Origin of the sequence: Streptomyces sp. NBC_00775 (assembly GCF_036347135.1) — a bacterium.
Classification (GTDB): domain Bacteria; phylum Actinomycetota; class Actinomycetes; order Streptomycetales; family Streptomycetaceae; genus Streptomyces; species Streptomyces lutosisoli.
Genome location: NZ_CP108938.1, coordinates 6,127,053 through 6,151,282, shown reverse-complemented (window position 1 = coordinate 6,151,282; position 24,230 = coordinate 6,127,053). Strand labels below are relative to the sequence as shown.

General features: G+C 69.6%; 24 protein-coding genes, 1 tRNA gene and 2 pseudogenes. 11 read left to right on the top strand and 16 right to left on the bottom strand.

What is annotated here, in order from left to right; translation table 11 throughout:
- Nucleotides 1–18: 18 nt before the first annotated feature.
- Nucleotides 19–168, bottom strand: a pseudogene (locus OIC96_RS27540) (site-specific integrase); the annotation flags it as partial.
- Nucleotides 169–416: 248 nt separating this feature from the next.
- Here OIC96_RS27540 and OIC96_RS27535 point away from each other — a divergent pair.
- The 3 genes from OIC96_RS27535 (at nt 417) to OIC96_RS27525 (ending at nt 1,574) form a co-directional block, all read left to right on the top strand.
- Entirely contained in the window at nt 417–986 is a 570-nt protein-coding gene (locus OIC96_RS27535) for a hypothetical protein (protein WP_330305275.1), read from the top strand.
- The gene (locus tag OIC96_RS27530; protein WP_330305276.1) at nt 983–1,474 is read left to right on the top strand and encodes a hypothetical protein; all 492 of its coding nucleotides are present in this window, start codon (nt 983–985) and stop codon (nt 1,472–1,474) included. Before OIC96_RS27535 ends, OIC96_RS27530 begins: the two co-directional genes overlap by 4 nt.
- Before the next feature lie 15 nt (nt 1,475–1,489).
- A tRNA-Arg gene (locus OIC96_RS27525) sits at nt 1,490–1,574 on the top strand.
- A gap of 61 nt (nt 1,575–1,635) precedes the next feature.
- Here the strand turns inward: OIC96_RS27525 and OIC96_RS27520 are convergent.
- The 5 genes and pseudogenes from OIC96_RS27520 to OIC96_RS27500 form a co-directional block, all read right to left on the bottom strand.
- Nucleotides 1,636–1,824: pseudogene (locus OIC96_RS27520) on the bottom strand (tyrosine-type recombinase/integrase); the annotation flags it as partial.
- Nucleotides 1,825–1,854: 30 nt separating this feature from the next.
- Nucleotides 1,855–2,397: a DUF4262 domain-containing protein gene (locus OIC96_RS27515; RefSeq protein ID WP_330305277.1), complete on the bottom strand. Its 543-nt coding sequence runs from the start codon at nt 2,395–2,397 to the stop codon at nt 1,855–1,857.
- 203 nt (nt 2,398–2,600) lie between these two features.
- Nucleotides 2,601–3,203 (bottom strand): DUF4328 domain-containing protein, encoded by a 603-nt coding sequence (locus tag OIC96_RS27510; RefSeq protein WP_330305278.1) that lies wholly within the window; start codon nt 3,201–3,203, stop codon nt 2,601–2,603.
- Between the two features lie 289 nt (nt 3,204–3,492).
- Nucleotides 3,493–3,903: an SHOCT domain-containing protein gene (locus OIC96_RS27505; RefSeq protein ID WP_330305279.1), complete on the bottom strand. Its 411-nt coding sequence runs from the start codon at nt 3,901–3,903 to the stop codon at nt 3,493–3,495.
- Between the two features lie 77 nt (nt 3,904–3,980).
- Nucleotides 3,981–4,307, bottom strand: coding sequence for a carboxymuconolactone decarboxylase family protein (locus OIC96_RS27500; protein WP_330305280.1), 327 nt, complete (start codon nt 4,305–4,307; stop codon nt 3,981–3,983).
- Nucleotides 4,308–4,801: 494 nt separating this feature from the next.
- On the opposite strand from OIC96_RS27500, the gene OIC96_RS27495 reads away from it, so the two are divergent.
- Complete coding sequence (locus OIC96_RS27495; protein WP_330305281.1) at nt 4,802–6,418, top strand: MFS transporter; 1,617 nt, start codon at nt 4,802–4,804, stop codon at nt 6,416–6,418.
- A 12-nt stretch (nt 6,419–6,430) separates the two neighbouring features.
- On the opposite strand, the gene OIC96_RS27490 is transcribed toward OIC96_RS27495, so the two are convergent.
- Together OIC96_RS27490 and OIC96_RS27485 are read right to left on the bottom strand one after the other, a co-directional pair.
- Entirely contained in the window at nt 6,431–7,480 is a 1,050-nt protein-coding gene (locus OIC96_RS27490) for a CU044_5270 family protein (RefSeq protein WP_330305282.1), read from the bottom strand.
- Nucleotides 7,477–8,247 carry an RNA polymerase sigma factor gene (locus tag OIC96_RS27485; protein ID WP_330305283.1) on the bottom strand — a complete coding sequence of 257 codons (771 nt, stop codon included), beginning with the start codon at nt 8,245–8,247 and terminating at the stop codon, nt 7,477–7,479. Before OIC96_RS27485 ends, OIC96_RS27490 begins: the two co-directional genes overlap by 4 nt.
- A 130-nt stretch (nt 8,248–8,377) precedes the next feature.
- Here OIC96_RS27485 and OIC96_RS27480 point away from each other — a divergent pair, with 130 nt between their 5' ends.
- Both OIC96_RS27480 and OIC96_RS27475 read left to right on the top strand, forming a co-directional pair.
- Entirely contained in the window at nt 8,378–8,821 is a 444-nt protein-coding gene (locus OIC96_RS27480; protein ID WP_330305284.1) for a hypothetical protein, read from the top strand.
- Between the two features lie 223 nt (nt 8,822–9,044).
- Nucleotides 9,045–11,060 carry a cell wall-binding repeat-containing protein gene (locus OIC96_RS27475; RefSeq protein ID WP_330305285.1) on the top strand — a complete coding sequence of 672 codons (2,016 nt, stop codon included), beginning with the start codon at nt 9,045–9,047 and terminating at the stop codon, nt 11,058–11,060.
- 76 nt (nt 11,061–11,136) lie between these two features.
- Here OIC96_RS27475 and OIC96_RS27470 read toward each other — a convergent pair whose 3' ends face one another.
- Together OIC96_RS27470 and OIC96_RS27465 are read right to left on the bottom strand one after the other, a co-directional pair.
- Nucleotides 11,137–12,366, bottom strand: a complete 1,230-nt coding sequence (locus OIC96_RS27470; protein WP_330305286.1) for an LPXTG cell wall anchor domain-containing protein — start codon at nt 12,364–12,366, stop codon at nt 11,137–11,139.
- Nucleotides 12,367–12,508: 142 nt separating this feature from the next.
- Nucleotides 12,509–13,021, bottom strand: coding sequence for an SLATT domain-containing protein (locus tag OIC96_RS27465; protein ID WP_330305287.1), 513 nt, complete (start codon nt 13,019–13,021; stop codon nt 12,509–12,511).
- A gap of 55 nt (nt 13,022–13,076) precedes the next feature.
- Here OIC96_RS27465 and OIC96_RS27460 point away from each other — a divergent pair, with 55 nt between their 5' ends.
- Entirely contained in the window at nt 13,077–13,331 is a 255-nt protein-coding gene (locus OIC96_RS27460; protein ID WP_330305288.1) for a hypothetical protein, read from the top strand.
- Nucleotides 13,332–13,560: 229 nt separating this feature from the next.
- Here OIC96_RS27460 and OIC96_RS27455 read toward each other — a convergent pair whose 3' ends face one another.
- The 4 genes from OIC96_RS27455 to OIC96_RS27440 all read right to left on the bottom strand — a co-directional run bounded on the left by OIC96_RS27455 (nt 13,561) and on the right by OIC96_RS27440 (nt 18,157).
- Nucleotides 13,561–14,751 (bottom strand): cytochrome P450, encoded by a 1,191-nt coding sequence (locus OIC96_RS27455; RefSeq protein ID WP_330305289.1) that lies wholly within the window; start codon nt 14,749–14,751, stop codon nt 13,561–13,563.
- The gene (locus OIC96_RS27450; protein ID WP_330305290.1) at nt 14,738–15,490 is read right to left on the bottom strand and encodes a tRNA-dependent cyclodipeptide synthase; all 753 of its coding nucleotides are present in this window, start codon (nt 15,488–15,490) and stop codon (nt 14,738–14,740) included. Before OIC96_RS27450 ends, OIC96_RS27455 begins: the two co-directional genes overlap by 14 nt.
- A gap of 429 nt (nt 15,491–15,919) precedes the next feature.
- Entirely contained in the window at nt 15,920–16,798 is an 879-nt protein-coding gene (locus tag OIC96_RS27445; RefSeq protein ID WP_330305291.1) for a calcium-binding protein, read from the bottom strand.
- Between the two features lie 114 nt (nt 16,799–16,912).
- Complete coding sequence (locus OIC96_RS27440) at nt 16,913–18,157, bottom strand: MFS transporter (protein ID WP_330305292.1); 1,245 nt, start codon at nt 18,155–18,157, stop codon at nt 16,913–16,915.
- An 84-nt stretch (nt 18,158–18,241) separates the two neighbouring features.
- Between OIC96_RS27440 and OIC96_RS27435 the strand changes: the two genes are divergently transcribed.
- Nucleotides 18,242–19,210 carry an ArsR/SmtB family transcription factor gene (locus OIC96_RS27435; RefSeq protein WP_330305293.1) on the top strand — a complete coding sequence of 323 codons (969 nt, stop codon included), beginning with the start codon at nt 18,242–18,244 and terminating at the stop codon, nt 19,208–19,210.
- A gap of 39 nt (nt 19,211–19,249) precedes the next feature.
- On the opposite strand, the gene OIC96_RS27430 is transcribed toward OIC96_RS27435, so the two are convergent.
- Complete coding sequence (locus OIC96_RS27430) at nt 19,250–20,167, bottom strand: SMP-30/gluconolactonase/LRE family protein (protein ID WP_330305294.1); 918 nt, start codon at nt 20,165–20,167, stop codon at nt 19,250–19,252.
- Nucleotides 20,168–20,252: 85 nt separating this feature from the next.
- Between OIC96_RS27430 and OIC96_RS27425 the strand changes: the two genes are divergently transcribed.
- From OIC96_RS27425 to OIC96_RS27415, 3 genes are read left to right on the top strand one after another with little or no spacing between them, the layout of a single operon-like run.
- Nucleotides 20,253–20,690, top strand: coding sequence for an Lrp/AsnC family transcriptional regulator (locus tag OIC96_RS27425; RefSeq protein WP_330310157.1), 438 nt, complete (start codon nt 20,253–20,255; stop codon nt 20,688–20,690).
- Nucleotides 20,691–20,699: 9 nt separating this feature from the next.
- On the top strand, nt 20,700–21,200 hold the full coding sequence (locus OIC96_RS27420; RefSeq protein ID WP_330305295.1) for a glutathione peroxidase: 501 nt from the start codon (nt 20,700–20,702) through the stop codon (nt 21,198–21,200).
- Nucleotides 21,201–21,253: 53 nt separating this feature from the next.
- Nucleotides 21,254–22,120: a MerR family transcriptional regulator gene (locus tag OIC96_RS27415; protein WP_330305296.1), complete on the top strand. Its 867-nt coding sequence runs from the start codon at nt 21,254–21,256 to the stop codon at nt 22,118–22,120.
- Nucleotides 22,121–22,354: 234 nt separating this feature from the next.
- On the opposite strand, the gene OIC96_RS27410 is transcribed toward OIC96_RS27415, so the two are convergent.
- Nucleotides 22,355–24,199: an MFS transporter gene (locus OIC96_RS27410; protein WP_330305297.1), complete on the bottom strand. Its 1,845-nt coding sequence runs from the start codon at nt 24,197–24,199 to the stop codon at nt 22,355–22,357.
- Nucleotides 24,200–24,230: the final 31 nt, after the last annotated feature.

Here is a 24,230-nt window from a genome sequence, read left to right as displayed (position 1 = left end):
GCGCGCGACCGCGCTGATGAACGGGAGCCACTCACAGAGCTTGGCCGAGCGGGTGGGGACGGGCACGCCCTGATCGACCTTGCCGAGCAGCTCGCGGCGCTAGGTGTCGCACTCCTACCAGGTCTTGCCGTAGGCGAACTTGCGGGCTCGTATGCCGTCCGGCTGGAGCCCCAGGCCAAACTCGTTCCGCGGACCTGGATTCTGCGGTCTCGTCTCCGTGTGGAGGATGCCGACCGGAGCACATAGGACCCTCAAGTTCCCCTCAGGAAATCGATCATGTGATTGTCGCGTGCATGCTCTCTACATAGTGTCCAAGTTCTTGATCGCCACGGGGGCGGTCCACCGGAAGGTGTCACATGGGCATCAGTTCAGGGCGCGCTGCGACCGGCGCTGCCACTGCATTGCTTCTCTGCTTCATGACTGCGGGTACCGCTGTCGCTACGGAAGTTCCGTCCGACGACACGGCGACATCCGCTGACCAGACGACGGACATCAACGACCGTCAGGGGTGGGAGGACGAGACCGAACAGCCGCTACTGGAGAAGACGCCCTACTACTGCGACGGCCCCTACTCCTGGTACAGCATTACGTCGAAGAAGGCCTACCACATACCGTCATGGTGGAACGGGACCAAGTTCAAGGACGGTCCTGGAGGCACCATGACCGTGTCGGTCACCAAGAGCGGCACGATCGGCACGGAGGTGACCGGCTCCATCGAATGGGACTCAAACGCCATCATCGCCAAGGCCAAGGCCCAGGTCAGCATCAAGGTCACCGGAAGCGTGACGGTCAGCACCGGACACAACTACTCCCACAACATCAGCCGCGGCAAGTACGGACACTTGCAGTACGGCTCATGGGGGTACAAGGTCACCTGGAAGAAATACCGACGCGTCGGATCCTGCGGAGTTGAGGAAGTGGGCAAGGGAACCGCGACACTTCCGACGTCAGAGACTGGATGGAAGTACTCGGAAACCTCGTCATGACCTCTTCGAACCCACGGGCCTTGCTCGCCGCGTGCACCGTGGCGGCGTCGGTATTCCTACTCGCCTCGTGCACCTCCGGCAGCGGTGAGGGTAGGGCCGTCGGCGCTACGGCGTCGCCGTCCGCGCCGAGCGAGTCCCACACCGCGACCGGACCGTCCGAGAAGAAGCTCACCGAGCAGGCCCAGGCGGCCCTGGCCGCCGTCCACAGCGGGAAGATGGTCGAGGCCGGAGCGGAACGCGTGACCGACGGCATCCACACCGAGCCCACCCTGAGCGAGGGCAAGACCTACAGGCTCAACCTGGTGTGCGTCGGCAGCGGCAGCGCGCAGTTGGCACTCGCACCGGCGAGCACCGGCACAGAGACCAAGGTGCCGTGCGATCAGTCAGTGGTCCAGCAGCGGATCACGGTGCACAAGCCGGTACGCATCGACGTCGACGGCATCAAGGGATCGACCGGCGTGATCGCCTGGCAGATAGACGCAATCTGATCCGGGCATACAGGAGTGCCCGAAGCCGCAGGTGACCAGCAGGGCGCCCCACCCTCTCTCCTGAAGCGGGTGTCGCAGGTTCGCATCCTGCCGGGGCACAAGCGAAAGGCCCCTAGGAGGCGCCGATCATGGCCCGGGGCCACTGACAGCCACGTTTGACATCAACGAGCACGGTCACCGACGACCGGGCGCTTTCCGAGCAGCCGGTCCACGTGACTCATGGCCTCGCGCTGGGAGTCCCGCACGCCGTGCGTGTACACGTCCATGGTGATGCCGATCTGAGAGTGGCCGAGGATCTCCATCACGACGCGGGGCGCGACTCCGGCCGCCATGAGCAGGGTGGCGGTGCCGGCAGGCTGCCGTGCCCCAGCCCGTCGGCCTCACGTGACCTCGGTCCATGGACCGGTGGTCTCGTCTTTGGGAATCCAGAGCAGCGGCTGTCTCGTGCGGCACGGCTCGTCCGCTCCCTCTTCCCATGGGAACCGCCCGGCCTTGTCCGGCCAGAACAGCTGCGTGATGGGCAGTGGCGGGGTCTGGTAGAAGTCGATGCCTGCGCCGAAGAAGTCGCGGTACCAGCTGGGGTGCACGGGCCGGACGGCCACGCTGTAGCCGTTGAGGACGTCTTCACGCCTCTGGTCGGGCTCGAGTGGGTTGCCGTCCCGTATCGCGGCCCCAGCGGCGTTCGCCACGCGCATCGCGGTCTGCGACGGCAGGCCGAACACGCTTACCTCGGGGCTACGCAGTGTGTGCCACAGACCGATTGAGTAGCCCCAATCGCCAGGGGCATCACCGCCGGCCACGCCCATGACGTGCCAGCCGAAGTCCTCGACACTCTTGGCTGTGCGGCTGTCGCGTTCCTCCCACACGGGGCCGCCCCATTCCGTCGGGGCACAGAGGAGGCAGAAGCAAGGGGCGTCGTCCATCCGAGGAGAGTAGATCTGCTCGCACACGGGTCCGTCTCCAGGGGGAGCCGTACAGCAGCGCAGTACCGCAACCGCCCCGTCCATCGGAACGTCGCCCATGGTGTAGACGTGGGGCGGCCAGGGCGTCCAGTGCTCACTACGTCGCAGCGGTCACGCGCGCAGGCAATGACGTCGCTGTGGGGGAGCACATCGGGAAAACCGCCTTACCCCTGGACGAGAGGTGCGGCGGGGGCGGTGGCGCCGAGCGCGGTGCTCTGCAGCGCCGTGATGCGCTCGATCACGAGCACCACCAGCACGGCAGCCGCGATCACGAGCACCTCCGCCACCACGAGGAAGGCCATCGACCCCGGGGCAACCCGGGCCGCCGCCACGAGCACGAGCGCGTGCGTGATCCACGCTGCCCACCAGAGGTTCACCAGTGTCGTGTCCCGCTTCTCCTCCCACGACGCGGAGCTCGCGCGCCCGATGTCAAGGACCAACTGGCGCGGGACGAAGAAGTTGACCACAGGTATGAACCACGCGCCGATCGTCCAGCCCCGGGTCGGGACCGAGGCCTGGGGGGACAGCTCCTGGGCGTTGCGCCGGGACTGGACGAGCCACACGAGGAACAGCACGATCGCGAGAGTCATCAGATAGACGAAGATCATCGAGGCGAAGCCCGACTTGTGCAGGGACGCATCCGTGCGATGCAGGTAGCGGTCCCGGACTGCCGCCGCGCGGAACACGTCCGCCACGGCGGCCGCCGTTATCGCCGCCTGCGCGGAGCGGGCGAGGATCCAGGGAGCCTTGCGGACCGTACTCGTCATCGTCTTCGGCCTGTCTCGGAGGCGTGCGCGGCCGCAGCGGAAGCTGGGGCGGAGTGATCATAAGGTCTGGTCGGATCAAATGCTCTGTGCCTGATCATGCGGGGCACCACAGGGAACCCCGGTGGCGAACGGGCACCGCGCAGCGCAACGGCCCCCTGACCACTTGGCCTGGTCAGGGGGCCGTCAACCTGCGCAGTGGGTGTGGGATTTGAACCCACGGTGGAGGCGTAGGCACGCGGTCAACAACGGCGGCGGGGCGAAGACCGTGCCTGGCGCCCGTACGTGTGGATCAGGCCGCCAGTACCTTCTGCTTGGCCTGCTGGAACTCCGCCTCGGTGATCGCGCCCTTGTTCTTGAGGTCGGCCAGCTTCGCCAGCTCGTCCGCGTGGCCCGTACCTCCGGCGGTCTCCTTGATGTAGCTGTCGAACGAGGCCTTCTGCGCCATGGCATGCTCCTGCTCGCGCTTGCCCATGTCGCGTCCCCGGGCGATCAGGTACACGAAGATGCCGAGGAACGGCAGGAGGATGACGAAGAAGAGCCATCCGGTCTTCCCCCAGCCACCCATCGAGTCATCCCGGAAGATGTCGCCGATGACGCGGAACAGCAGGAACAGCCACAGGACCCACATGAAGATCCACAGCATCGTCCAGAACGCGCCCAGGAGTGGGTAGTCGTACGCCAGGATCAGGTTTTCACTCATCGTTGTCCTCCTGCCCTAGTCGCGCCTCGCGACGCGACAGACATTTCCTGCCCCCTTGCCGGCCTACCAGCGCCGTGTCAGGCCGCCTGGTACGCCTCCGCGATATGACCCGCGGCCGACACGATCCGGGCGCTGCCCACCACGGGCGCGACCGCGACGAGTGTCCCCTGCACCTTTTCCAGCGGGACGCCGATCGCACCGGCCGCTCCGACGTTGAGGAGGTAGGAGGCGGGTGCGGCGTCCATCGCCACGAGCGCGGCGATACGCAGGAGCAGATAGGTCTCCTCGTCCAGACCCGACCTCTCGAAGGTGTCGGTCGTCATGTGGACCAGGGTCTCGAACACTGGCGCGTTGCCCTCGGCGAGCGCACCCAGGTTCTGTTCAGGGGTCCTGTTCTCGGTCATCGATGGTTCTCCCTGTCGCGTGGTGCCGACGCCGTGTCAGGCGACTTCGGCGAAGACCCGGCCGGTGCGGAGAAGCGGAAGGGAGGGTCTGGCGTCCGGCCGTAGCGGATGGGCACGAACTCCCGCAGCCGGTCGTCCGACTCGGCCTCGATGATGTCCAACGGGCCGGGTAGACGATTCGTCTGCGGCTGGCACTCCGAGGGCTCCTGCTGACCTGGTCGCCGCCATGCCACCTCCTGGACGACGCGGCCCGGGAACGCGCGCCCTGTCCGGGCCCTGTTCCCGGCCTCCCTACACCGTTCCACACTCTGATCCGGCAGGCATCTCGGCCACCTGGATCGCCGACGTCACCGCCCATCGGGGCAGGTGGTGGTCCCCTGCCCCCTCCCGCCCGGAACCGCTCCACCCACCTCACGTCCGCCAATCAGTTGATCTCCATGGCGGGTCGCGGATCCATCCCGCGGGACCGCTGGGACCGCTGGGACCATTCGCCCATGGCACCCAGGACAGGCACTGCTGAGAGTTCGGCAACGGCGCGCATCGTCCTGGTGGCGCTGGCTGCCGGACAGTTCCTGATGGCGCTCGACAGCTCGGTCATGAACGTCTCGATCGCGACGGTCGCCGAAGACGTGGGTACGACGGTGACGGGTATCCAAGGCGCCATCACGGCCTACACCCTCGTCATGGCGATGTTCATGATCCCCGGCGGCAAGGTGGGGGCGCTGATCGGCCGCAAACGCGCGTTCATGATCGGCTGCTTCATCTACGGCTGCGGCTCTTTGACCACGGCGCTCGCGCCGAACCTGCCCGTGCTGCTGCTCGGCTGGTCGTTCCTGGAGGGGATCGGCGCGGCACTCATCCTGCCCGCGATCGTGGCGCTCGTGGCGAGCAACTTCGCCACGGAACGCCGTCCCGCCGCCTACGGTCTCGTCACGGCCGCAGGGGCCGTGGCGATCGCGGTGGGGCCGCTCATCGGGGGTGTCGCGACGACGTACTTCTCCTGGCGGTGGGTCTTCGCCGGTGAGGTCGTGATGGTGTTCGGCATCCTGGTGCTCGCCCGCCGCATCGCTGACGCGCCGGTCGGCGAACGCCCGCGCATCGATCTCGTCGGCACCGTGCTGTCCGCGCTGGGGCTCGGCATCTTCGTCTACGGCGTACTCCGCTCGGACGAATGGGGCTGGTTCCAGCCGAAGCCCGACGCGCCCTCGTGGCTCGGGGTCTCGCTGGTCGTGTGGCTCATGCTGGCCGGTCTGCTTCTGGTCTGGCTCTTCCTCTCCTGGGAGACCCACATGGTGAAGCGGCGCAAGGAACCACTCATCGACCCGGCCATGCTGCACAACAGGCAGCTCAGCGGCGGACTGACGATGTTCTTCTTCCAGTACCTCGTTCAGATGGGCGTGTTCTTCGTCGTACCGCTCTATCTGTCGGTGGCCCTGGGCCTGTCCGCGCTCATGACCGGCGCCCGCATCCTGCCGCTCTCCGTGACGCTGATGGCGGCCGCCGTCCTGATCCCCCGCTTCCTCCCGGACGTCTCGCCGCGGCGGGTGGTGCGGCTCGGGATCCTCTCACTGCTCGCGGGCGCGGTGGCGCTGATGGCCGCGCTCGACGTGAACGCCGGTGCGGAAATCGTCACCATCCCCCTTCTGTTGATCGGGCTCGGCATGGGCGCGCTGGCGTCCCAGCTCGGGTCGGTCACCGTGTCCGCGGTGCCTGAATCACAGAGCGCGGAAGTCGGCGGCGTCCAGAACGCCGTCACCAACCTCGGCGCCTCGATCGGTACGGCACTCGCCGGGTCGATCATGATCGCCGCGCTGACGACCTCCTTCCTCACCAGCGTGGACGAGAATCCGGCGATCCCGGCCGAGGTCAAGAGCCAGGCGGCTGTCGAACTCCAAAGCGGCGTACCGTTCTTGTCGGACGCCCAGCTCAAGTCCGCCCTCGACGAGGCCGGTACGAGCACCGAGGTGACTCAAGCGGCACTCGACGTGAACGCCGAGGCCAGGATCGACGGTCTGCGCGCCGCACTCGCCATCCTCGCCTTCACCGCTCTCCTCGCGATGTTCTTCACTTCACGGATCCCGAACACCCAGCCCCGTTCGACGGGGCCATAGCGCCGGCCGGCCTCACTTCTTCGCCTTGGAAACCAGCTTGCGGAGAGGATCGTCGGGGTCGGGCGGGATCTTGTCCCAGGGCGTGGCCTTGGGGGCATCCCAGACCGGCCGCAGAGACAGATACGTCACGGCGCTGATGAGGTCACCGTTGTGGGTGCCGCCGAGAGTGGTGGTCTTCTCCTCAAGTGGCAGCGCGGTCTCCGGGTCGATGACGACGCGGCTGCGCACGTCGTCGAGGTCGTATTCGATGGCCACCCCGGCTCGCCCGGCGCTGTCGTGCACGGGACCGACGAGGCGGAGATAGGGAAGTCCGGCGAGTACGTCGTAGAGCGCTGAACGCAGTTCGGGGCTCGCCGGGGCCGTGAGCAGGGTGACGATGCCGTTGAAGACCGCCTCCTGCTCGGGCGTGTCCGGGGTACCGCTGTAGAGATACGCCTTGAGGGCGCGCGGTTCGGTCGGCAGCCTGCGGAGGTCGTCCCACGTGACCTGCTGGCCGGCGACCTGCCATGACATCTGCGCGTTGGGCTCCTTCCCCGCCGGAGTCATCGCGTACTGCCCGTTCCAGGCCCGGCTGATCATTCCCGACCGGCTGAACCAGACCGTGCTCGTGGCAGCGCCGCTCCGGGCCCCGACCACCTTCACGGGCGATCCCCAGCCTGTGGCCGTGCGGTCCTCGCCGTAGATCATCTTCCGGCGCACTTTCCAGTAGGGGGCATCAGTGGTGCGCGCGTCAGCGGCGGTGCTCGCGACCTCGTGCAGGAAGGACGCCGCGTCCGCACTGGCCGCGGGCCGTGTTCCACCGAAGGGGATCGTCGGAACGGCGACCGCTCCGGCGACGACGGCCGCGACGGCGGCGGAGAGCAGGATGCGGCTGCGGCGCGTCCGGCCGAACCGCCGCCGGGGCCGACCGGCGTCCAGGCGCGCGTCCGCGCTGTCGGTGGCGGCGGCCAGGCGCACCGCGGCCAGTGCGGCATCGACCACCGCGGCGTCGGGCGGGGCGACTTCACCGGCGGCGATCAGGGCGTCCACGCCGGGGAAGTCGAGAACCTCGTGCTCGTTCATGCCAAGTCTCCTGTCGAACGGAGTACGCGGGAGGGCGTGGAAGGTGTGGAAGGTAAGGACGGTGAGGAGGGCAAGGAGCGTGAGGAGGGCAAGGAGCGTGAGGAGTGCGAGGAGGGTGAGGACCGCGAGGCGGACAGGGCGATGCGTGAGTCCTGTCCTGAGCCGGGATCGAGACCGGGACCGGGACCAGGTTCGAGTGCCTCGCGCAATCGGTTGCGGGCCCGGTGCAGCCGGGAGCGCGCCGTGCCCGGGGGTATTCCGAGCACGATGGCGGCCTCGGTCGGGGTGAGCTGCTCCCAGGCGACGAGCAGCATCAGCTCGCGCTCCACGTGCGGGAGCCCGGCCAGCGTGCGCCGTACCAGCGGGGCGAGCGCGGCGGCGTCGAGCCGCTGGTCCACCGCGTGCCACGGGTCGGTCTCCGCCGCCCCACGCCCGGACAGTTCCGGCTCCGCCTCTGGCCGCTCGCGTGCGGTGTGCCGCCAGTGCGCGGCCAGGACGTTTCTGGCCACGCCGAACAGCCAGGTGCGTACGGTGCCGCGGGCGCTGTCGAAGGTCCGGCGGCTCGCGTAGGCCTGGAGCCAGACCTCGGAAAGCAGATCGTCGGCCACGGCGGGCGCCCGGCGCACCAGATATCCGTGGAGCGCCACCGAATGGCGGGCGACCAGCCCTTCGAACGCCGCCGGGTCGCGCGCCGAGCGGGCTAACAGATCGCCCTCGTCCGGCACCTCGCCGTCCGACTCCGGTTGCCGTTCCGATTCCTGTTTCATGAGACCCCTTCCGCAACCGCGCCACACGGTCACACCCTCTACTTGTCAGCCCAGGAACCAAGCGTTCGCGGCATCTCCGCCAAGGCTTGACGTCTGGCTCTGGCCCGGACGTCGTGGCTTACTGACTGCCATGGCGGACCGTTTCCCTGAGATCACCTCCGTGGAGGAGTTCATCCGGCTGCGGGAGAGTGCGGACCCGGCGGAGTACAACCGCTCGGCGTGGGCGACCTTGCCGCTGCCAGTCTGGTGGGAGCTGGTGCGCAGCCATCCCGGCATGCGTTTCTGGGCCGCGCACAACCGAACGGCGCCGCCGGAGATTCTGGCCGAGCTGATCAAGGATTCCGACTGGCGAGTCCGGGACCGGGTGGCCGGCAAGCGCAACTGCCCGCCCGAGCTGCTGGAACAGCTGGCCGACGATCCGCATGACGCCGTGCGGAGGATCGTCGCGGGCCATCCGCACTCGCCGCGGTCGACAGTCGCGCGTCTGGTTGATGACCCGTGGCCGGTCATCGCGCGGGAAGCCCGCGCCCGGCTGGCCAACTGGCCGTCCACGGAGGCGTCCGAGCCTTCCTGACGCGGCCGCCCACTCCTTCGGGAAACGAAACGACGAGGCGCCGGCCTGCTTTGGGCCTTCGCCCGTGAAGGTGGGTGACCTGCCGCGCAGCGGAGTGCCCCCCTCTTCACAGCTGTCACAGCCTGCCATTAAGGTTTCGGCGCTGCCGTCCGGACGCATATGACGCTGTCCGTTTACCTCGGGGGAGGGGCCCGGCAGCCATCGATTCACTTGTGGGGGCACCTTGAACACGCGTACGCGTCGCAGATCCGCGGCGCTCACCACCGTCGCCGCGCTCGCGGCCGGGCTCGTCGCCGCGCTTCCGGGGCCGGCGACGGCCGCCTCCAGCGGCTGGCCCGCGACCGACGGGAAGCTGCTGTACACCGTCGGTAGCTGGATGAACCTCACCAACACCGACGGGTCCTCGCGGAACTCGTTCAGCGCGTCCGGCAACCAGGGCGCCTGGTCCGCCGACGGCAGCCAGATCGTGTTCGTGAACGGCAGCGAGATCCGCACGTCATGGGCCGACTCGGAGATCACCGGCAACGACACCGCCATGCCGTCGGGCAGCGGCTGGCAGCCGGCCGACCCGACCTTCTGGTACGGCGGCGGGGACGTCGTCTTCACGGCCGGTGGCCGGCTGCGGCTGGCCGCGGCCGACGGCAGCCGCACGCCCAAGGCCCTGTTCGGCACCGATGTCGACGGCTGCGACTCGCAGCCCAGCGGCGCGGTGAACGGCATGCTCGCCTTCGTCCGCACGGGCACGAGCTGCGGTACCGCGGGCGCCCCGGCCGTCTGGGTCTACAACGGCGTATCCGGGGCGTTCACCAAGCTGGCCGGCGGCGCGAGCGAGCCGAGCGTCTCGCCCGACGGCCGGTCGGTCGCCTTCACCCGGTCCGTCGACGGTCACAAGCAGCTCTTCTCGGTCAGGACCGACGGCACCGGGCTGACCCAGCTCACCACGGACGCGACCGACCACAACCGTCCCGCCTGGTCCCCGCAGGGCAACCGGATCGCGTACGACATCTACTTCAACGGCAGCGCGGACACCGGCCCCAGCGGCCCGCAGGTCTGGCTCCACGACCTCGGCACGGGCACCGAGACACAGGTCCCCATGGCCGACGGCACCAACGTGGCCTGGCAGCCGGTCCGGGACAACGCGATCTCCCGGGTCTACGGCTCCGACACGTACGACACCAACATCGCCGCGTCCAAGTGGACCTGGAACACGGTCGGCACGAGCACCCCCGGGCTGACGACCGCCAAGGCGGCCGTGCTCATCAGCAAGTCCGACTCCGCGTACGCCACCACCGCGGCCTCGCTGGCCGGCAAGAAGCGGGGGCCGGTGCTGATGACCTCCGGCACGGGCCTGGACTCCTCGGTGCAGACGGAGCTCAAGCGCATGCTGCCGAAGGGCAAGACCGTCTATCTGGTCGGCGGCACCAAGATCCTGAGCAGCGCGGTGGCGTCCAAGGTGACCTCGCTCGGTTACGTGGCCAAGCGGCTGTCCGACGTCTCGCGCTACTCCACCTCGGTGGCCGTGGCCAAGGCCGTCATCGGCACGCCGACGTACGTCTTCCTGGCGACCGGCACCGACTACCACAACGCCCTCGCGGCAAGCTCCGCCGCCGGTTCCCTGGGTGGTTCGGGGACCGCGGTCGTACTGCTGACCGAGGGTTCGACGATGACGTCGTCGGTCTCCACGTACCTCAACAAGTACAAGCCGAGCACGACGAAGATCATCACGGTGGGCACCGACGCCGAGTCGGCGCTGGCCAAGGCGTCCAAGGCCGGCAAGATGCCGAACTGGCCCAGCTCGTACAGCTATTACCGGGTGGCCGGCGGCACTCCGCAGTCGAATGCCAGGAGCCTCGCCCAGTTCTGGTGGTCGCTGCCGTCGGATGCCGCGGTGGCCTCCGTGGGCAGCTGGCGGGGCGGTGTCTCCGCGGCGTCGGCGATGACCACCTACGGTCCGCTGCTGTGGACCGACCCCACCTCGCTGCCGTACGACACCAAGCGGTACCTGATGTGGATGTCGTCGAGCCTCCACCACGTGGCCGTCTTCGGCGGCACGGGATCGGTCGACGCGTCCCTCATCCCCAAGATCGGCGCGGCCATCGGTGTGGGCACCCACTACACCTACACGCCGTACTACAAGGGCGCGGCACCGCAGACCACGACTGCTCAGCCGCTGTCCAACGGCACCCTGTCCGCCCCGAGCCCGAACCTCGCGCCCCTGCGGGTGACGACCACGAAGTAGTCCATACGTACGCCACGGCGGGCGCGTCCGGCAGCTTGCCGGACGCGCCCGCCGTGGCGTGATGGTCAGCCGGCCGTCAGGAGGACCTGGTGCCCGCGCGCCGGCGTACGGCCAGGATCAGGAGGGCGCCGAGTGCCGCGGCGGCGGCTGCGGCGGCGGTGAGGAGCGGGGTGCCGTTCGAGCCCGTGCTCGCCAGGTTGCCGCCTGTGGAGCTGCCGGTGGAGCTGCTGCTGGAACCGCCCGTGGAACCGCCGGTCGAGGTGCCCGTCGAGGTGGAGCCCGACGTGCCCGTGCCGCCGGCGGACTGCGGCTGGGGGTCGTTGTCGTCGCCGCCCGTGTCGGAGCCGCCGGTTGCCGAGCCGCCGCCGGTGGTAGTGCCTCCCGAGCCGGACTGGCCGGGTACGTCGATGGTGAGGGCGGCCGTGTCGTTGGCCGCGTTCTTGTCGAACGCCGGGTGGATGTCGTAGACGGAGGTCGCCCTCACCTCGCCCTTGGTGTCCTGCACGGTGCTCTTGAGCTTGAGCGTGAAGGAGTAGGTGAGCGACTGGCCGACCTCGATGGTGTGGTCGGCGGGCGAGCACACGTAGCGGGGCTTGCCCGGTTCCGACGGGCCGGTCGGGCCGTCGATGCCGAACGGCTCGCAGTCCTTGGGAACTTCGGTGGCGACGGTGCCGGGCGGGATCTGCACCATGAGTGCCGTCTGGTCGTCGCTCTCCTGGTTCTGGATCCAGCCGGGGCCGTCGTTGCGCAGCGTCGCCTTCATCGTCACGGTGCTGCCGGGCTCCGCCTCGGCCTCGTCACCGACGGCCACGAGGTCCGCCGAGCTGTCCGCGGTCAGGGCCAGCCGCTTGTAGCTGTCGCCGTACCCCTCAATGGGGGTCTCACCGGTTGGCCCGGTGCCGTACTCGACGGCCTCCATCAGCGCCTTGGGCAGCGCCTTGAACCGTACGGGCGTGGTGACGGAGGCGCCGGGTTCGATGACCGTGTCGAGTTCGCACAGCGCCTGTCTCACCTGGTTCTCGATGGTCGAGTAGGTGCAGCCCTCGACGGTCTCAGGGAAGTCGAGGCCACGGGTCAGGCGGATACGGAAGGTGACGCCGTCCACCGCCGCCGTGCCCTTGTTGGTGAGGGTGACGGACTGGTCGTACGTCTCGCCGGGCTGGGGAGTGGCGCGCGGCAGCGTCGAGATCACCAGCTCGGGCGTGCCCTCCTCGGCGTGCGCCACGGGGGCGACGGCCACGGGGACGACGGCGGCGATCGCGGCGGCGGCCACGAGGGCTGCCGAGGGGCGGAGATGCTGACGCACGGTTGGTCTCCTCGTCGGGGTCGGTCAGGGGTCGGGACGGTGACCGGGTGGCCGTTGGCCACCCGGTCATGTCCTGGACACTTGGAGGGCCCCTGGGGTTGTAGCGATCCGGGATCCGAGGTGCCTCTCGCCCGGGCCCCGGTCAGCTCGGGGAGCTGCCCCCCGTAGTCGCGCGCTGGCGCTGGTCGGACCACTGGCGGAGTTCCTCGGCTCCTACGTTCTCGACGGCGGCGAGGAGGGTCTGGCGGGCCTCTTCGTCGCGGGCCGAGTCGGGGAGCAGCTGGTAACGGTTGATGGCTCTGCGCAGTCCCTCCCGGGACTGGGCCGCCAGAACGTAGCGGGGGCCGTGGCCGAACACCTGACGGAAGCCCGTGAAGAACAGGGCTCCCCCGGCTATGAGGGCCGTCAGCCACGCCGGAGCGCCCAGGCCCGCCGCCACCACCGTGCACGAGGACGTGGTCAGGGCTCCCAGCTCGGACAGGCGGTACCACCGTCGGGCCGAGTCACGCACCTGCTCGTAGAAGGCCAGGTCGCCCAGGGCCAGGGCGAGGAGCGGGTCCGGTGCGGAGGTCCAGCGCTCGGTCTCGCGCGATGGTGCCGGTGCCGGTGCCTGCGTCGGTGTCGGAGTCGGTGTCAGGGGCTGTCTGCGGCGCATGCGCACATCGTGTCCTGGGAAAGCCCGGGACGGAACAGGCCGCTATCGTCCAGCCATGCGGCCGACGAGCGCTGAACGCACATACGAGCGACCGAAGTTCACGAGCGCCGCACGTCATGTCGTACGACGTCCCCTGCTGATGCTCTGGCTGGTGGCTGTCGCCGTCGGCGTCACCGTCCTGCGGAGCCGGATTCCCGAGCCCTGGTCGGGGCTGGCCCTGCTGCCCGCCATGCCCCTTGGCGTGTGGTCCATCTCGCGCAGCTATTACGGGACGCGGCGGCAGCCGCCCACGAAGGGGACTTCCCAGTAACGGCCATGGACCCCAGGTGGACTCCCCGCTCCTCGGCCGGCTCGCCCGGGGCCGCGCCAACGCCGGGACAGCGGAAGGCCTGTTCGTCTCGGAGAAGGCCGTCGCCAAGCTCATCGCGACATCTTCACCAAGCCGGGCCTTCCGCCGTCCGACACCGACAACCGGCGCGCCCTCGCGGTCCTCGCCCGTCTGGACCGCCAGGGCCTGTCTCAGCGGCCGGACATCACGCTCACCACATCACCGGGAGTCTCTCCGGGATGCGCTTCATGAAGCCCGTCCGCCAGACCAACTGCTCGATCGGGACCGCCAGTTGGATGCCGGGCATCCGCTCCAGCAGCACCTCCAGCGCCGTCTCCGCGTGCCGCTTCCCCAGGGCCGTCGCCGGGCAGTAGTGGCGGCCACCGCCGAAGGAGAGGTGCGCGGTGCTGTTGTCGCGGGTGAGGTCGAAGCGGTACGGGTCCGGGAACCGCGCCGGGTCGAAGTTGGCGCCCTCGACCAGCACCAGGACCAGTTCGCCCTTGCGGACCTCCACCTCGCCCAGCCGTACGTCCTCCAGGGCCAGGCGGGGCAGACCGTCGCCGATGGAGAGGTTGACCCGCAGGAGTTCGTCCACGGCGGCCGGGATGCGGGCGGTGTTCGCAGCCAACTCCCCTGCCAGCTCCGGGCGTTGGAGGAGCGACACGAGCGCCATCGCCAGGAAGCCCGAGGTCGAGATGACGCCCGCGCCGAACATCGTCACCCCCACCGTCGCGAGCATCTCGTCGGTCAGGTGGGCGTACTCCGGGTCCTCGCGCAGGGCCGCCAGCTCGGGCATCAGGCCCGTCGTCGACGGGTCGTCCAGGCGGGCGGTCATGTACGCGATGTCCCGGTCCCAGTTCAGCCTGGCGCCCGAGACCGGGCAGGCGGAGTTCATGAACGCGATGTCCAGGCTGCGCATCAGCCGGGGCGCGTCCGTCTGCGGGATGCCGAGGATGTGGCAGTGCATGGCCGCCGAGTACGGGTCCGTGAAGCCGCCGCGCAGGTCCGCGGGGGCACCCTCGGCCAGCAGGCCGTCGACCAGTTCGGCGGCGTACGACCGCATCCAGTCCGCCAGGCCCTCGCTCTTCGGGTTGAGCGCCTTGAGGACGGCCTTGCGCAGCCCCGCACCCGTGATGTTGCCCATGTTGTTGACGACCTCGGGCGGGATCGTCAGGGCGTACTGGCGTGGCACGCCGGGCGCCGAGGTGTCCTTCAGGCTGAAGCGGTCGTCCTCCAGGACCTGCTTGCACAGGTCGTACGAGGAGACCAGCCAGGCCTCGTCGCCCGCGATGGTCCGCACCCGGCGCACCGGGGCCGATGACCGCAACTCCTCGACCTCGGAAGGAAGTTGGTCGCCCCGCCACGAGAACGGGAAATCGATCAGCGTCTCAGCGGTCGTCATCGGTGACTCCTTCCGGGCCGACGGGCGTGACGATCGCGTGGCCCTGGTTGCGGGACGCGCGCAGGCCCGAACCACGCGCGTAGAGCAGCTCGGCCATCGGCAGGAGCTGGTGGTAGCAGTTGAGGGAGGACGGGACGCCCAGGATGGCCGGGGTGTCCAGGAACAGCGGGGCCTCGGCGCAGACGTACTGGAGGCAGACCTCGCGCTGCCGCGCGGTGCCCTCCCGTCCGTCGAGGACCTTCGAAGAGAGGTACGCGTCCACGAGGGAGTCGCAGGTCCGACGGAACTCCCCGTCGGTGTCGAGGAGTTCGCGAATGTGGTCGTGGATCCGCCGGTACGCCGGGTTGTCCGCGAAGTCGGACATCGCGTACGCGGCGAGCCCCTCGGCGCCGAACTCCTCGGCGGCGGCGGTCACCTTGGCGCGTACGCCCCGGAGGTTCTTGACCGCCTTGCGGCGGGCGTCGTCGGGTGCGTAGCCCAACGCCTCGTACATGTCCGCGACATGGAGGTCCGTATAGACGAAGTCGACGCGGTCGAAATGCTCGATCCCCCAGCGGGCCAGGTCGTTGATCCGGCGGGCCGAGAAGTAGCTGTTGCCCGGCGAGACGCCGATCACGGCGTGGTCGCCCGCCGCGTGGATGACCTGGCAGTGGGGGGTGTAAGGCTGAACTCTGAAGAGGCCGGAGATGGTTGGCCTGGGAGTGACGTGCCGGCTCTCGGAAACAGTTGCAGTAGTCAACTGGAGAGTGTCCTTCGCGTCGCTAGTCCCAATGGAGCCTCGTGCTCCTGGTGTGGCGACGACGCCGTGAAGTTATCGGGCGGACACGGAGAGTGTCAACGGCGGGCCATTGCGGGGTGGGTGGGGGCTGGTCGCGCAGTTCCCCGCGCCCCTTGGGTGGGTGGCGGTTGTTCTTTGACTGCGGGGCGGTGGGGGTTGCTCGCGCAGTTCCCCGCGCCCCTAAAGGCGCGGGGCTTCACCCCGCGATCCCCCGCCCGCCCTGGTTCGTTCGGGTGCGGGTGAGTGGGGGCTGGTCTGAAAGATTGCGCAGTTCCCCGCGCCCCTTTTAGGGGCGCGGGGAACTGCGCAATCTTTTGGGGGTCTGGGGGCGCAGCCCCCAGGGATGGGACGGGTAGGGGCGGCGGGGGCGAAAACCGGCGGGCGGTTGCCTCAGTACTGGTACACCCTGTCGCTGCCCGGGCCGCCCGACAGGGAGTCGGTCCCCGCGCCCCCGTGCAGCAGGTCGTCGCCGCTGTTGCCGTACAGCTTGTCGTTGCCCGTGCCGCCGTACAGGGAGTCGTTGCCGCGGCCACCCTGGAGGAGGTCGCCGCCCGCGTTGCCGTACAGCTTGTCCTTGCCGTCGTCGCCGAAGAGGGCGTTGCCGGAACTCGTGCCCGACAGGCTGTCGTTGCCCGTGCCGCCGTGGCACTCGGCGTGGCACTTCACGAGCGTGTCGTTGTCCGCGCCGCCGTACGCGCCCTCGTCGTAGACCCCGCCGCCGCCGGAGAGGTGGTCGTTGCCGTCCTGCCCGTAGAGGACGTCCACGCCGTGGCCGGTCAGGGTGTCGTTGCCCGTGCCGCCGTAGATCCTCGTGTACCCGCCGCTGGTGTCGCCGGTCGTCGCGGTGTCGTCGCCGTCGCCGAGGTCGACGATCAGGGAGTCGAGGTCGGATGCCGAGGTGTTGGGCTCGGTGACCGTGCAGACCGCCTTGGTGTCGTCGTTGGCGTCCGGGCGGACACAGCCGTCGCCGAGGGCGATCGTGACGGAGTCGTCGAAGGTGTAGATGAAGTCGGAGAGCTGGGACGCCGGGTCGAACGCGCCGAGCTTCCAGGTGATGCTCAGGTTGTTCTTCTGGCCCGCGGCCGCCGTGTAGTAGAGCTTCTGGCCCACGACATTCGCCGTCGCGCTCTTGGCCGACGCGCTCTTGGCGGTCGCGGCGTGGGCCGTCGCCGTCGGGACGGCGACCGCGGCGCACACGGCGGCGAGCGCCAGTGCCTTCGGCAAGGCGGCTACTGCTGCTGCGGTACGGCGGCTGCGGCGACTGAACATGGTTACCCCTTGGTGTGCCCTGGTGTGTTTCTGCGCGCTCGTGTGCGCTTTTTGGTCACCTCCTTCGACCCTGGCGACCGTGGGGTGGTTGTGACCCATGTCGCCCGACTTGACTCAATTCAGGGAGAGTTCACTCTCGCTTGGCTCCCCCTTGGCGCGGACACCTCCCACCGTTGGCGCCAGCGTCAGCGTCACGGCGATCGAGGCGACCGCCATCACCGTCATCGCCGTACCGGGCGAGGTCAGTTGGGCCACCCCTCCCGCCAGCGCCGCGCTCACGCCCTGCATGGTGAGCATCCCCGCCGTGTGCAACCCGAGGGCGTGGCCGCTCAGTTCGTCGGGAATCAGGGCCACCAGGCGTTCCTGCTGCATCAGGCTCGAACCGAAGCCGATGGAAGCCACCGCTACGGCGGCCGCCGCGACAGCCACGCCCGGCCGGAGCACGAACACCAGATACGGCGTCGCGAGCAGCAGCAGGAACGGGATGCCGAGGCGTGCCCGCACCCGGGGCGGCAGAAGACGGCCCGTCGTCACGTCCCCCACGAACATCCCGAACGCCGCGAAGGCGAACAGCGCGCCCGCCCGGCTCGGCGCGTACGACACGAACAGCGACTCGCAGCCGACGATCAGGCCGTTGGGGATCCAGAGGAGGAGGTAGAGGGTCCGGCGCTCGGGCGAGGAGAACAGGCGGGCGTTGGTGCGCCAGGTCGTCGCGATCGAGGGACGGCCCAAGGCGCGCGGGGCGCGGCGGGTCAGACCGAGACGGGCGACCACCGCGGCGGCCAGGTACAGCGCGGCCGCCGTGAGGAGCGTGACACGGGGCGACAGCAGCGCGACGAGGACGCCTCCCGTCCCGTACCCGGTGATCTGCGCGATGCCATTCATCATGTTGAACACCGAACGCCCGAGCAGATAGCCGCTGTTGCCGCCGTCTCCGCTGTTACCGCCGTTACCGCTATTGCCGTCCTTGGCGAGGATCTCGTTCAGCAGACCCCACAGCACCCCGCCGCCGAAGGACTGGATCAGGCCGAGGACCAGGAGCAGGGCGAAGATCGTCCAGACGGGCACGCCGGGGATCGACATCACCGCCGTACCGGCCCCGAACGCGAGCGCGATGCCCGCCACGGTCGCCCTCGGCGGCAGCCGGTCCGCCGCCGACAGCATGGTCGTCGCGCCGACGACCTGCGCCAGCGACGGGCCGAACATGCTCAGCGCGGTGAGCAGCGGCGAGCCCGTCGCCCGGTACACGAGGGTGGCGAGGGCCAGACCGCTCACCGTCGAGGCGGCGGACCTGAAGCAGGAGGAGAGGAACAGCGGGGTGAACTCCCGCGTGCGGAAGAGATCGGAATAGCTGCGCATGGGCGGAGTCTGCGAGGACGCGACGGGCGGCCGTTATTGTTTCGCGCGGGCGCGAAACCAAGGGGCGAGGGGAAGGCGGGGCGGATGGGCTGGTGGCAGGTCAACGCCGACACCCTCGCCGGCAGCCGCTTCGTCCTCTCCCCCCTCGCCGAGACCTTCGCGAGCCTGAAGCTGCTGCACGTGGGCGCCGCCACCCACCCCGGCGAGCGCACCTGGCTGAACGCCCACCTGCCCTCGTACCAAAGACGCCTGGCCGCCGATCCGGTCACCGCGCTGCTGATCCGGTCCGGCCTCGGCCGGGACTGGATCGCCGACTTCCTGACCCCGACCCCGTACGGCGACGAGTCCTTCGAGGCCGAAGTCGCCCGGGTGCGCGAGGCGAAGCCGGAGGCCGCCCGCGCCCACCTCACCCGCTCCCTGCGCGGCCCGCTCCCCGCCGACCTCGCGTGCCGCGACGACCTGCCCGAGCGCGCCGCCGGTCTCCTCACCTACATATGGGAGGAATCCGTACGCCCCTACTGGGACCGTCGGCGGCGCATCCTGGAGGCGGACGTCGTCGCCCGGACGGCGCACCTCAGTCAGGGCGGCTGGGCGGCGGCCCTGGACGCGCTGCGGCCGGGCACCCGGTGGCTCGGCGACAACCGGCTCCAGGTCAACCTGCACGAGTACCCGCCGCGCGAGATCTCCGGCGCCCAGCTCCTCTTCGTGCCCGTCACGCCGAAGGCCGGGTGGGTGAGCTGGGAGGAGCCGCACCGGTACGCCGTCGTCTACCCCTGCGCGGGCGCCCTGACCGACGTGGGCGGCGAGGCCGTCCCGGAGAGCCTCGGCGCGCTCCTCGGCCCCGCCCGCGCCGGCGTCCTCGTCCTCCTCGACTCCCCCATGTCCACGAGCCAGCTCGTCGCCGTGACCGGGCAGGCGCTGGGCTCGGTCGGGCGGCATCTGAAGGTGCTGCTGGACGCGCGGCTGGTGGAACGGCGGCGGGCGGGGCGGTCGGTGCTGTACTCGCGGACGGCGGCCGGTGAGGTGCTGGTGCGGGCCGCGCAAGGCACGTGATGCGCGCAAGACAGGTGATGCGCGTGAGGTGCGTGAGGCTCAGACGCGTGGCGCTCCCGTCACCGACATCACCAGCGAGTACAGCGACGTGGACGCCGTGATGAACAGGCGGTTGTTCTTCGGGCCGCCGAACGCGATGTTGGAGACCGTCTCGGGCACCAGCAGCCGGCCGATGAGGTCGCCGTCGGGGGCGTAGCAGTGCACGCCGTCCGCCAGAGCGGCGGCCCACAGGCGGCCCTCGTCGTCGAAGCGGATGTTGTCGAAGTGAACGTCGTCCTTGGCCTCGGCGAAGACCTTGCCGTTCGTGAGGGAGCCGTCGTCGCGGACATCGAAGACGTGGACGCGGGCGGCGCGGGAGTCGGAGACGTACAGCCGCTTCTCGTCGGGCGAGAGGATGACGCCATTGGGCCCGTCGAAGCCGTCGGCGGCGAGCGTGACCTCGCCGGTCGCCGGGTCGATCCGGTACAGGTTGCGGGCGCCGATCTCGGACTCGGCGCGGTGGCCCTCGTAGTCGCTGGTGATGCCGAAGTCCGGGTCGGAGAACCAGATCGTGCCGTCGGAGCGGACGACCGCGTCGTTCGGGCTGTTGAGCCGCTTGCCGTCGTAGCGGTCGGCGAGGACGGTGACGCTGCCGTCGGGCTCGGTGCGAGTGACGCGGCGGTTGCCCTGCTCACAGGTGACCAGGCGGCCTTGGCGGTCGAGGGTGTTGCCGTTGCTGTGACCGGCCGGGGCGCGGAAGAGGCCGGTCGTGCCGGTGGCCTCGTCCCAGCGCAGGATGCGGTCGTTCGGGATGTCGCTCCAGATCAGCTGACGCCAGGCGGGCACGTAGAGCGGGCCCTCGGCCCAGCGGCAGCCGGAGTGGAGCACCTCCAGCCTGCTGTCGCCGTTGACACAGCGGCCGGTGCGGAAGCGGTCGTCCAGGATCTCGTACAGGCCTTCGACGATGTGGCCGGACATGGTTCCCCCTCAGCAACAATGATCAGGACGTGATTCAACGTAACACGCCCACCGCCGAACGAGATATGGTCTTTCCATGAAACGAGTGGATGACATCGACCGTCAGCTGATCGCACTGCTTCAGCAGGACGCCACCCAGTCCTACGCCGTGCTGGGCAAGGCGGTCGGCCTGTCGGCGGGCGCCGCGCACGAGCGGGTGCGCAAGCTGCGTGAACAGGGGGTCATCCGGGCCACGACGGTCGACGTCGACCCCGCGGCGCTCGACCGCGGGGTCCTCGCCTTCGTGCTCGTCGACTCGAACATGTGGATGGGCGAGCGGGCCGACGCCTTCGCCGCCGTACCGGAGATCCAGGAGGCCCACGTCATCGCGGGCAGCGCCTCGCTGCTGGTGAAGGTGCGTACCGCGACGACCGAGCAGCTCCAGGACGTACTGCGCCGCCTGTACGCGATCGACGGGGTCAGCGGAACACAGGCGACGGTCGTCCTGGAGACCTTCTTCGAGCGGCCCGTGCACGCTGGTTAGCATCGCTGTATGACTACTGAGAATTCTGTACTTGACGTCGAAATCGGGGCACTCAAGGGCGGTTCGGCCGATCTCGGTCAGTACCGCGGCAAGGCCGTCCTCATCGTGAACGTGGCCTCCAAGTGCGGGCTGACCCCGCAGTACGCGGGCCTTGAGCGGCTCCAGGAGCGCTACGCCGACCAGGGCTTCACCGTCCTCGGCGTGCCCTGCAACCAGTTCCTCGGGCAGGAGCCCGGCACCTCCGAGGAGATCGCCGAGTTCTGCTCCGCCACGTACGGCGTGACCTTCCCGCTCACCGAGAAGGTCGAGGTGAACGGCGACGCGCGGCACGGGCTGTACGAGCGGCTGGTCGGCACCGAGGACGCCGAGGGCCACAGCGGGGACATCCGCTGGAACTTCGAGAAGTTCCTGATCGGCCGGGACGGCGCGGTCGTCGCCCGCTTCTCGCCGCAGACCGAGCCGGAGTCGGCCGAGGTCGTCGCGGCGGTGGAGAAGCAGCTCGCCGGTTGACCTTGCCCCTGGGGCAGGGTCGAGTCTCCATGTCACCGGGCGGAAGGTGCCCGGTGACGGAGGATGTGCTCGTGGACAAGGAACTGCTCACGATCGGTGCGTTCGCCGCGCGGGCCCGGCTCTCGCCGAAGGCTCTGCGGCTGTACGACCGGCTGGGGCTGCTGGCCCCGGCGCACGTCGACGAGGTCAGCGGTTACCGCTACTACCGCGCCGACCAGGTCGAACGCGCCCGGCTCGTCGCGCTGCTGCGGCAGCTCGACATGCCGCTCGCGCGGATCGCGGAGGTGGTGGCGGCGGAGGGTTCCGCCGCCGCCGGCCTCCTCGACGCGTACTGGGCGGACACCGAGGCGCGGTTCGCCTCGCAGCGGACGCTGGCCGAGTACCTCCGTGGACGACTGTCCGGGAGGAGTTCGGAGATGTACGGGAAGTTCGTTGTCGAGACGGTCGAGGTGCCCGAGCGCGTGGTGCTGACGGAGAAGCGGCACCTGCTCGCGGACGAGCTGCCGGTCTGGATCCCGGCCGCGCTGGGGCGGCTGGAGGAGGGCGCCCGGGAGGCCGGGGGGATCACCGGAGACCCCTTCGTCGTCTACTACGCCGAGGTCAGCAACGAGAGCGACGGGCCCGCCGAGTCGTGCGTACCGGTCGCCGACGCGGACGCCGCGCGGGTCTGGGCCGAGGGGCAGGCGCGGGCCCGGGGAATCCAGGTCCGGGTCGAGCCCGCCCAGCGGCTCGCCTACGCCCGTATCACCAAGGCCCAGGTCGCCCACCCCCAGATCCTCGCCGCGTTCGAGGCCGTCGAGGCGTGGATCACCGAACAGGGGCTGTCGTACGACGGTCCCTGCCGTGAGGTCTACTTCGCGGACTGGGACGCGGCGGGGCCGGAGGACGCGGTGTGCGATGTGGCGTTTCCGGTGAGGTGACGTCGTCGGGGCCGGTTTTCGCCCCCGCCGCCCCTACCCGTCCCATCCGTTCCTGGGGGCTGCGCCCCCAGACCCCCCTAAAAGATTGCGCAGTTCCCCGCGCCCCTAAAAGACCCCGGGGCGGGCGGGGGATCGCGGGGCGAAGCCCCGCGCCTTCAGGGGCGCGGGGAACTGCGCGACCAGCCCCCACCGGCCCGCAGCCAAAGAACAACCCCCCGGCACCCCCACCCACCGTCAGCGCAGTTCCTCCGGGCACGGTGTCCCCCGGGGGAGCTGGTAGGGCGCCGCCAGGCGGTAGGTGCCCGGCTTGGGGGCCAGGAGCTCGGTCCATTTGTCGCCCGCCGCGGTCTCCTCCGTCGGCATCAGGCAACCGTTGAGATTGTCGAACGTCTTCGGCGTGCCGTCCTCACGGTGCTTGGACGCCTCCGTCTCCTGCGGCGGCTGCACACTCTTGCCCTTGGCGTCGACGATGCTGAGCCACGGGGAGTACGGGACGCGGATGAGGATGCGCCCCGCCTTCTCCACCTCGATGGTCAGCTCACCCTGTTCCGCGCTGTCGACGACGGCGTTGGGCTCGGCGAGCTGCGCGGGGTCCGTAACCGCGAAGAGCTGCCAGTTCGCGTCGCCCCAGATCTGCCGGAGGTAAGGCATACCGCGCTGGACGAGCTGGCGTTCGCGTTCGCCGCCGTCACCGTCCGGTTCGCCCTTCGGCAGCACCACGTAGTGGACGGCCCAGCGCTGGAGCCACTCGTGGTAGTTCGCGGAGTTGAGGGTGTCGTCGTAGAAGAGCGGGTTGCGCTCCATGTCGGCCTGGCGGTTCCAGCCGCGGGCGAGGTTCACGTACGGGGCGAGGGCGGAGGCCTCCCGGTGGGAACGGGCGGGGACCACTTCCACGCGGCCCTTCTCGGCGCCCACCACCTGGAGCTGGTTGACGAGAGGGGCCAACTCGCGCGCCCAGGACGCCGCCGGAGTCGTATGCACTATGTCGTCGACCGACTTGAAGCCGATCCACCCGTTGATCCCGACGATGGCGATGACGAGGGTGTACCACTTGCGCGACTTCGGCACGGTGAAGGGCAGGGCCGCCAGCAGCGTGACGCCCCCGAACAGCATCGGGAGCCGGCTGATGTTGGTGCCGATCTGCGAGCTGATCAGCCAGACGAGGAGGACACCGAGGCCGTACACCGCCGCCGTGATCCGTACCGTCTTCCACTCCTTGGGAACCAGGGAGAAGACCAGGACCGCGTACAGGAACGGCAGGATGACCGAGTACCAGGCCATCGGCTGGGTGCCGGAGAACGGGAACAGCCAGGCCGACACGGCCACCACGAGCGTCGGCGCGATCCCGAGGGCGTACGCGCCGGGGCGGCGCTTCTGGAGGAACAGGGCCACCGCCACCAGGCCGACGAACAGCCCGGCCACCGGCGACGCGGCGGTCGCCAGCGCGGCGAGCGGCGCCGCGCACAGGGCCTTCGCCCAGCGTTTGTAGCGCCAGCGGTACGGCCAGCAGAAGACGATCGCCGTCGCACCGAGCGCGAACACGATGCCCAGGCCGTACGTCACCCGGCCCGAGATCGCGTTGCACAACAGCGCGAAGACGCCCCCGAGGGCCGGCCACAGCGGGTTCTTCACCGCCCGGCTGCGGATCAGGATCATCGTCAGCAGGCCCGCCGAGATGGTCCCGGCGATCATCATCGTCGTACGGACGCCGAGCACCGACATCAGATACGGCGACACCACGCTGTACGACACCGGGTGCATCCCGCCGTACCAGGCGAGGTTGTACGCCGAGTCCGGGTGCCGCCCCACGAACTCCGCCCACGCGTCCTGCGCGGCGAGATCCCCACCACTGTTCGCGAACGTGAAGAACCAGACGATGTGCAGTACGCCGGAGAGGGCGGTGGCGAGGGTGACGGGGTGCCGGAGGAACCGGCTCAGGCGGGTGCTGTGTGCCGCCTCGGACGCTTCGGACGCTTCGCCGCGCCCTCCCTCAGGTGTGCGGGCGCGCAGCGGTATTCGCGGGCCTGTTCCTGGGCCCGGATCGGCGTCGTCGGCGTGTGTCGGCTCCGCTGTGGCCACTGCAAGGCACTCCCACTGTCCCGTTTTCCGT

Coding starts and splice junctions, on each gene's coding strand:
- OIC96_RS27510 (WP_330305278.1), bottom strand. CDS start 3,203: ATGACGAGTACGGTCCGCAAGGCTCCCTGGATCCTCGCCCGCTCCGCG.
- OIC96_RS27485 (WP_330305283.1), bottom strand. CDS start 8,247: ATGAAACAGGAATCGGAACGGCAACCGGAGTCGGACGGCGAGGTGCCG.
- OIC96_RS27445 (WP_330305291.1), bottom strand. CDS start 16,798: ATGTTCAGTCGCCGCAGCCGCCGTACCGCAGCAGCAGTAGCCGCCTTG.
- OIC96_RS27465 (WP_330305287.1), bottom strand. CDS start 13,021: ATGCGCCGCAGACAGCCCCTGACACCGACTCCGACACCGACGCAGGCA.
- OIC96_RS27430 (WP_330305294.1), bottom strand. CDS start 20,167: ATGTCCGGCCACATCGTCGAAGGCCTGTACGAGATCCTGGACGACCGC.
- OIC96_RS27535 (WP_330305275.1), top strand. CDS start 417: ATGACTGCGGGTACCGCTGTCGCTACGGAAGTTCCGTCCGACGACACG.
- OIC96_RS27480 (WP_330305284.1), top strand. CDS start 8,378: ATGGCGGACCGTTTCCCTGAGATCACCTCCGTGGAGGAGTTCATCCGG.
- OIC96_RS27460 (WP_330305288.1), top strand. CDS start 13,077: ATGCGGCCGACGAGCGCTGAACGCACATACGAGCGACCGAAGTTCACG.
- OIC96_RS27495 (WP_330305281.1), top strand. CDS start 4,802: ATGGCACCCAGGACAGGCACTGCTGAGAGTTCGGCAACGGCGCGCATC.
- OIC96_RS27500 (WP_330305280.1), bottom strand. CDS start 4,307: ATGACCGAGAACAGGACCCCTGAACAGAACCTGGGTGCGCTCGCCGAG.
- OIC96_RS27420 (WP_330305295.1), top strand. CDS start 20,700: ATGACTACTGAGAATTCTGTACTTGACGTCGAAATCGGGGCACTCAAG.
- OIC96_RS27515 (WP_330305277.1), bottom strand. CDS start 2,397: ATGGACGACGCCCCTTGCTTCTGCCTCCTCTGTGCCCCGACGGAATGG.
- OIC96_RS27530 (WP_330305276.1), top strand. CDS start 983: ATGACCTCTTCGAACCCACGGGCCTTGCTCGCCGCGTGCACCGTGGCG.
- OIC96_RS27505 (WP_330305279.1), bottom strand. CDS start 3,903: ATGAGTGAAAACCTGATCCTGGCGTACGACTACCCACTCCTGGGCGCG.
- OIC96_RS27490 (WP_330305282.1), bottom strand. CDS start 7,480: ATGAACGAGCACGAGGTTCTCGACTTCCCCGGCGTGGACGCCCTGATC.
- OIC96_RS27435 (WP_330305293.1), top strand. CDS start 18,242: ATGGGCTGGTGGCAGGTCAACGCCGACACCCTCGCCGGCAGCCGCTTC.
- OIC96_RS27455 (WP_330305289.1), bottom strand. CDS start 14,751: ATGACGACCGCTGAGACGCTGATCGATTTCCCGTTCTCGTGGCGGGGC.
- OIC96_RS27440 (WP_330305292.1), bottom strand. CDS start 18,157: ATGCGCAGCTATTCCGATCTCTTCCGCACGCGGGAGTTCACCCCGCTG.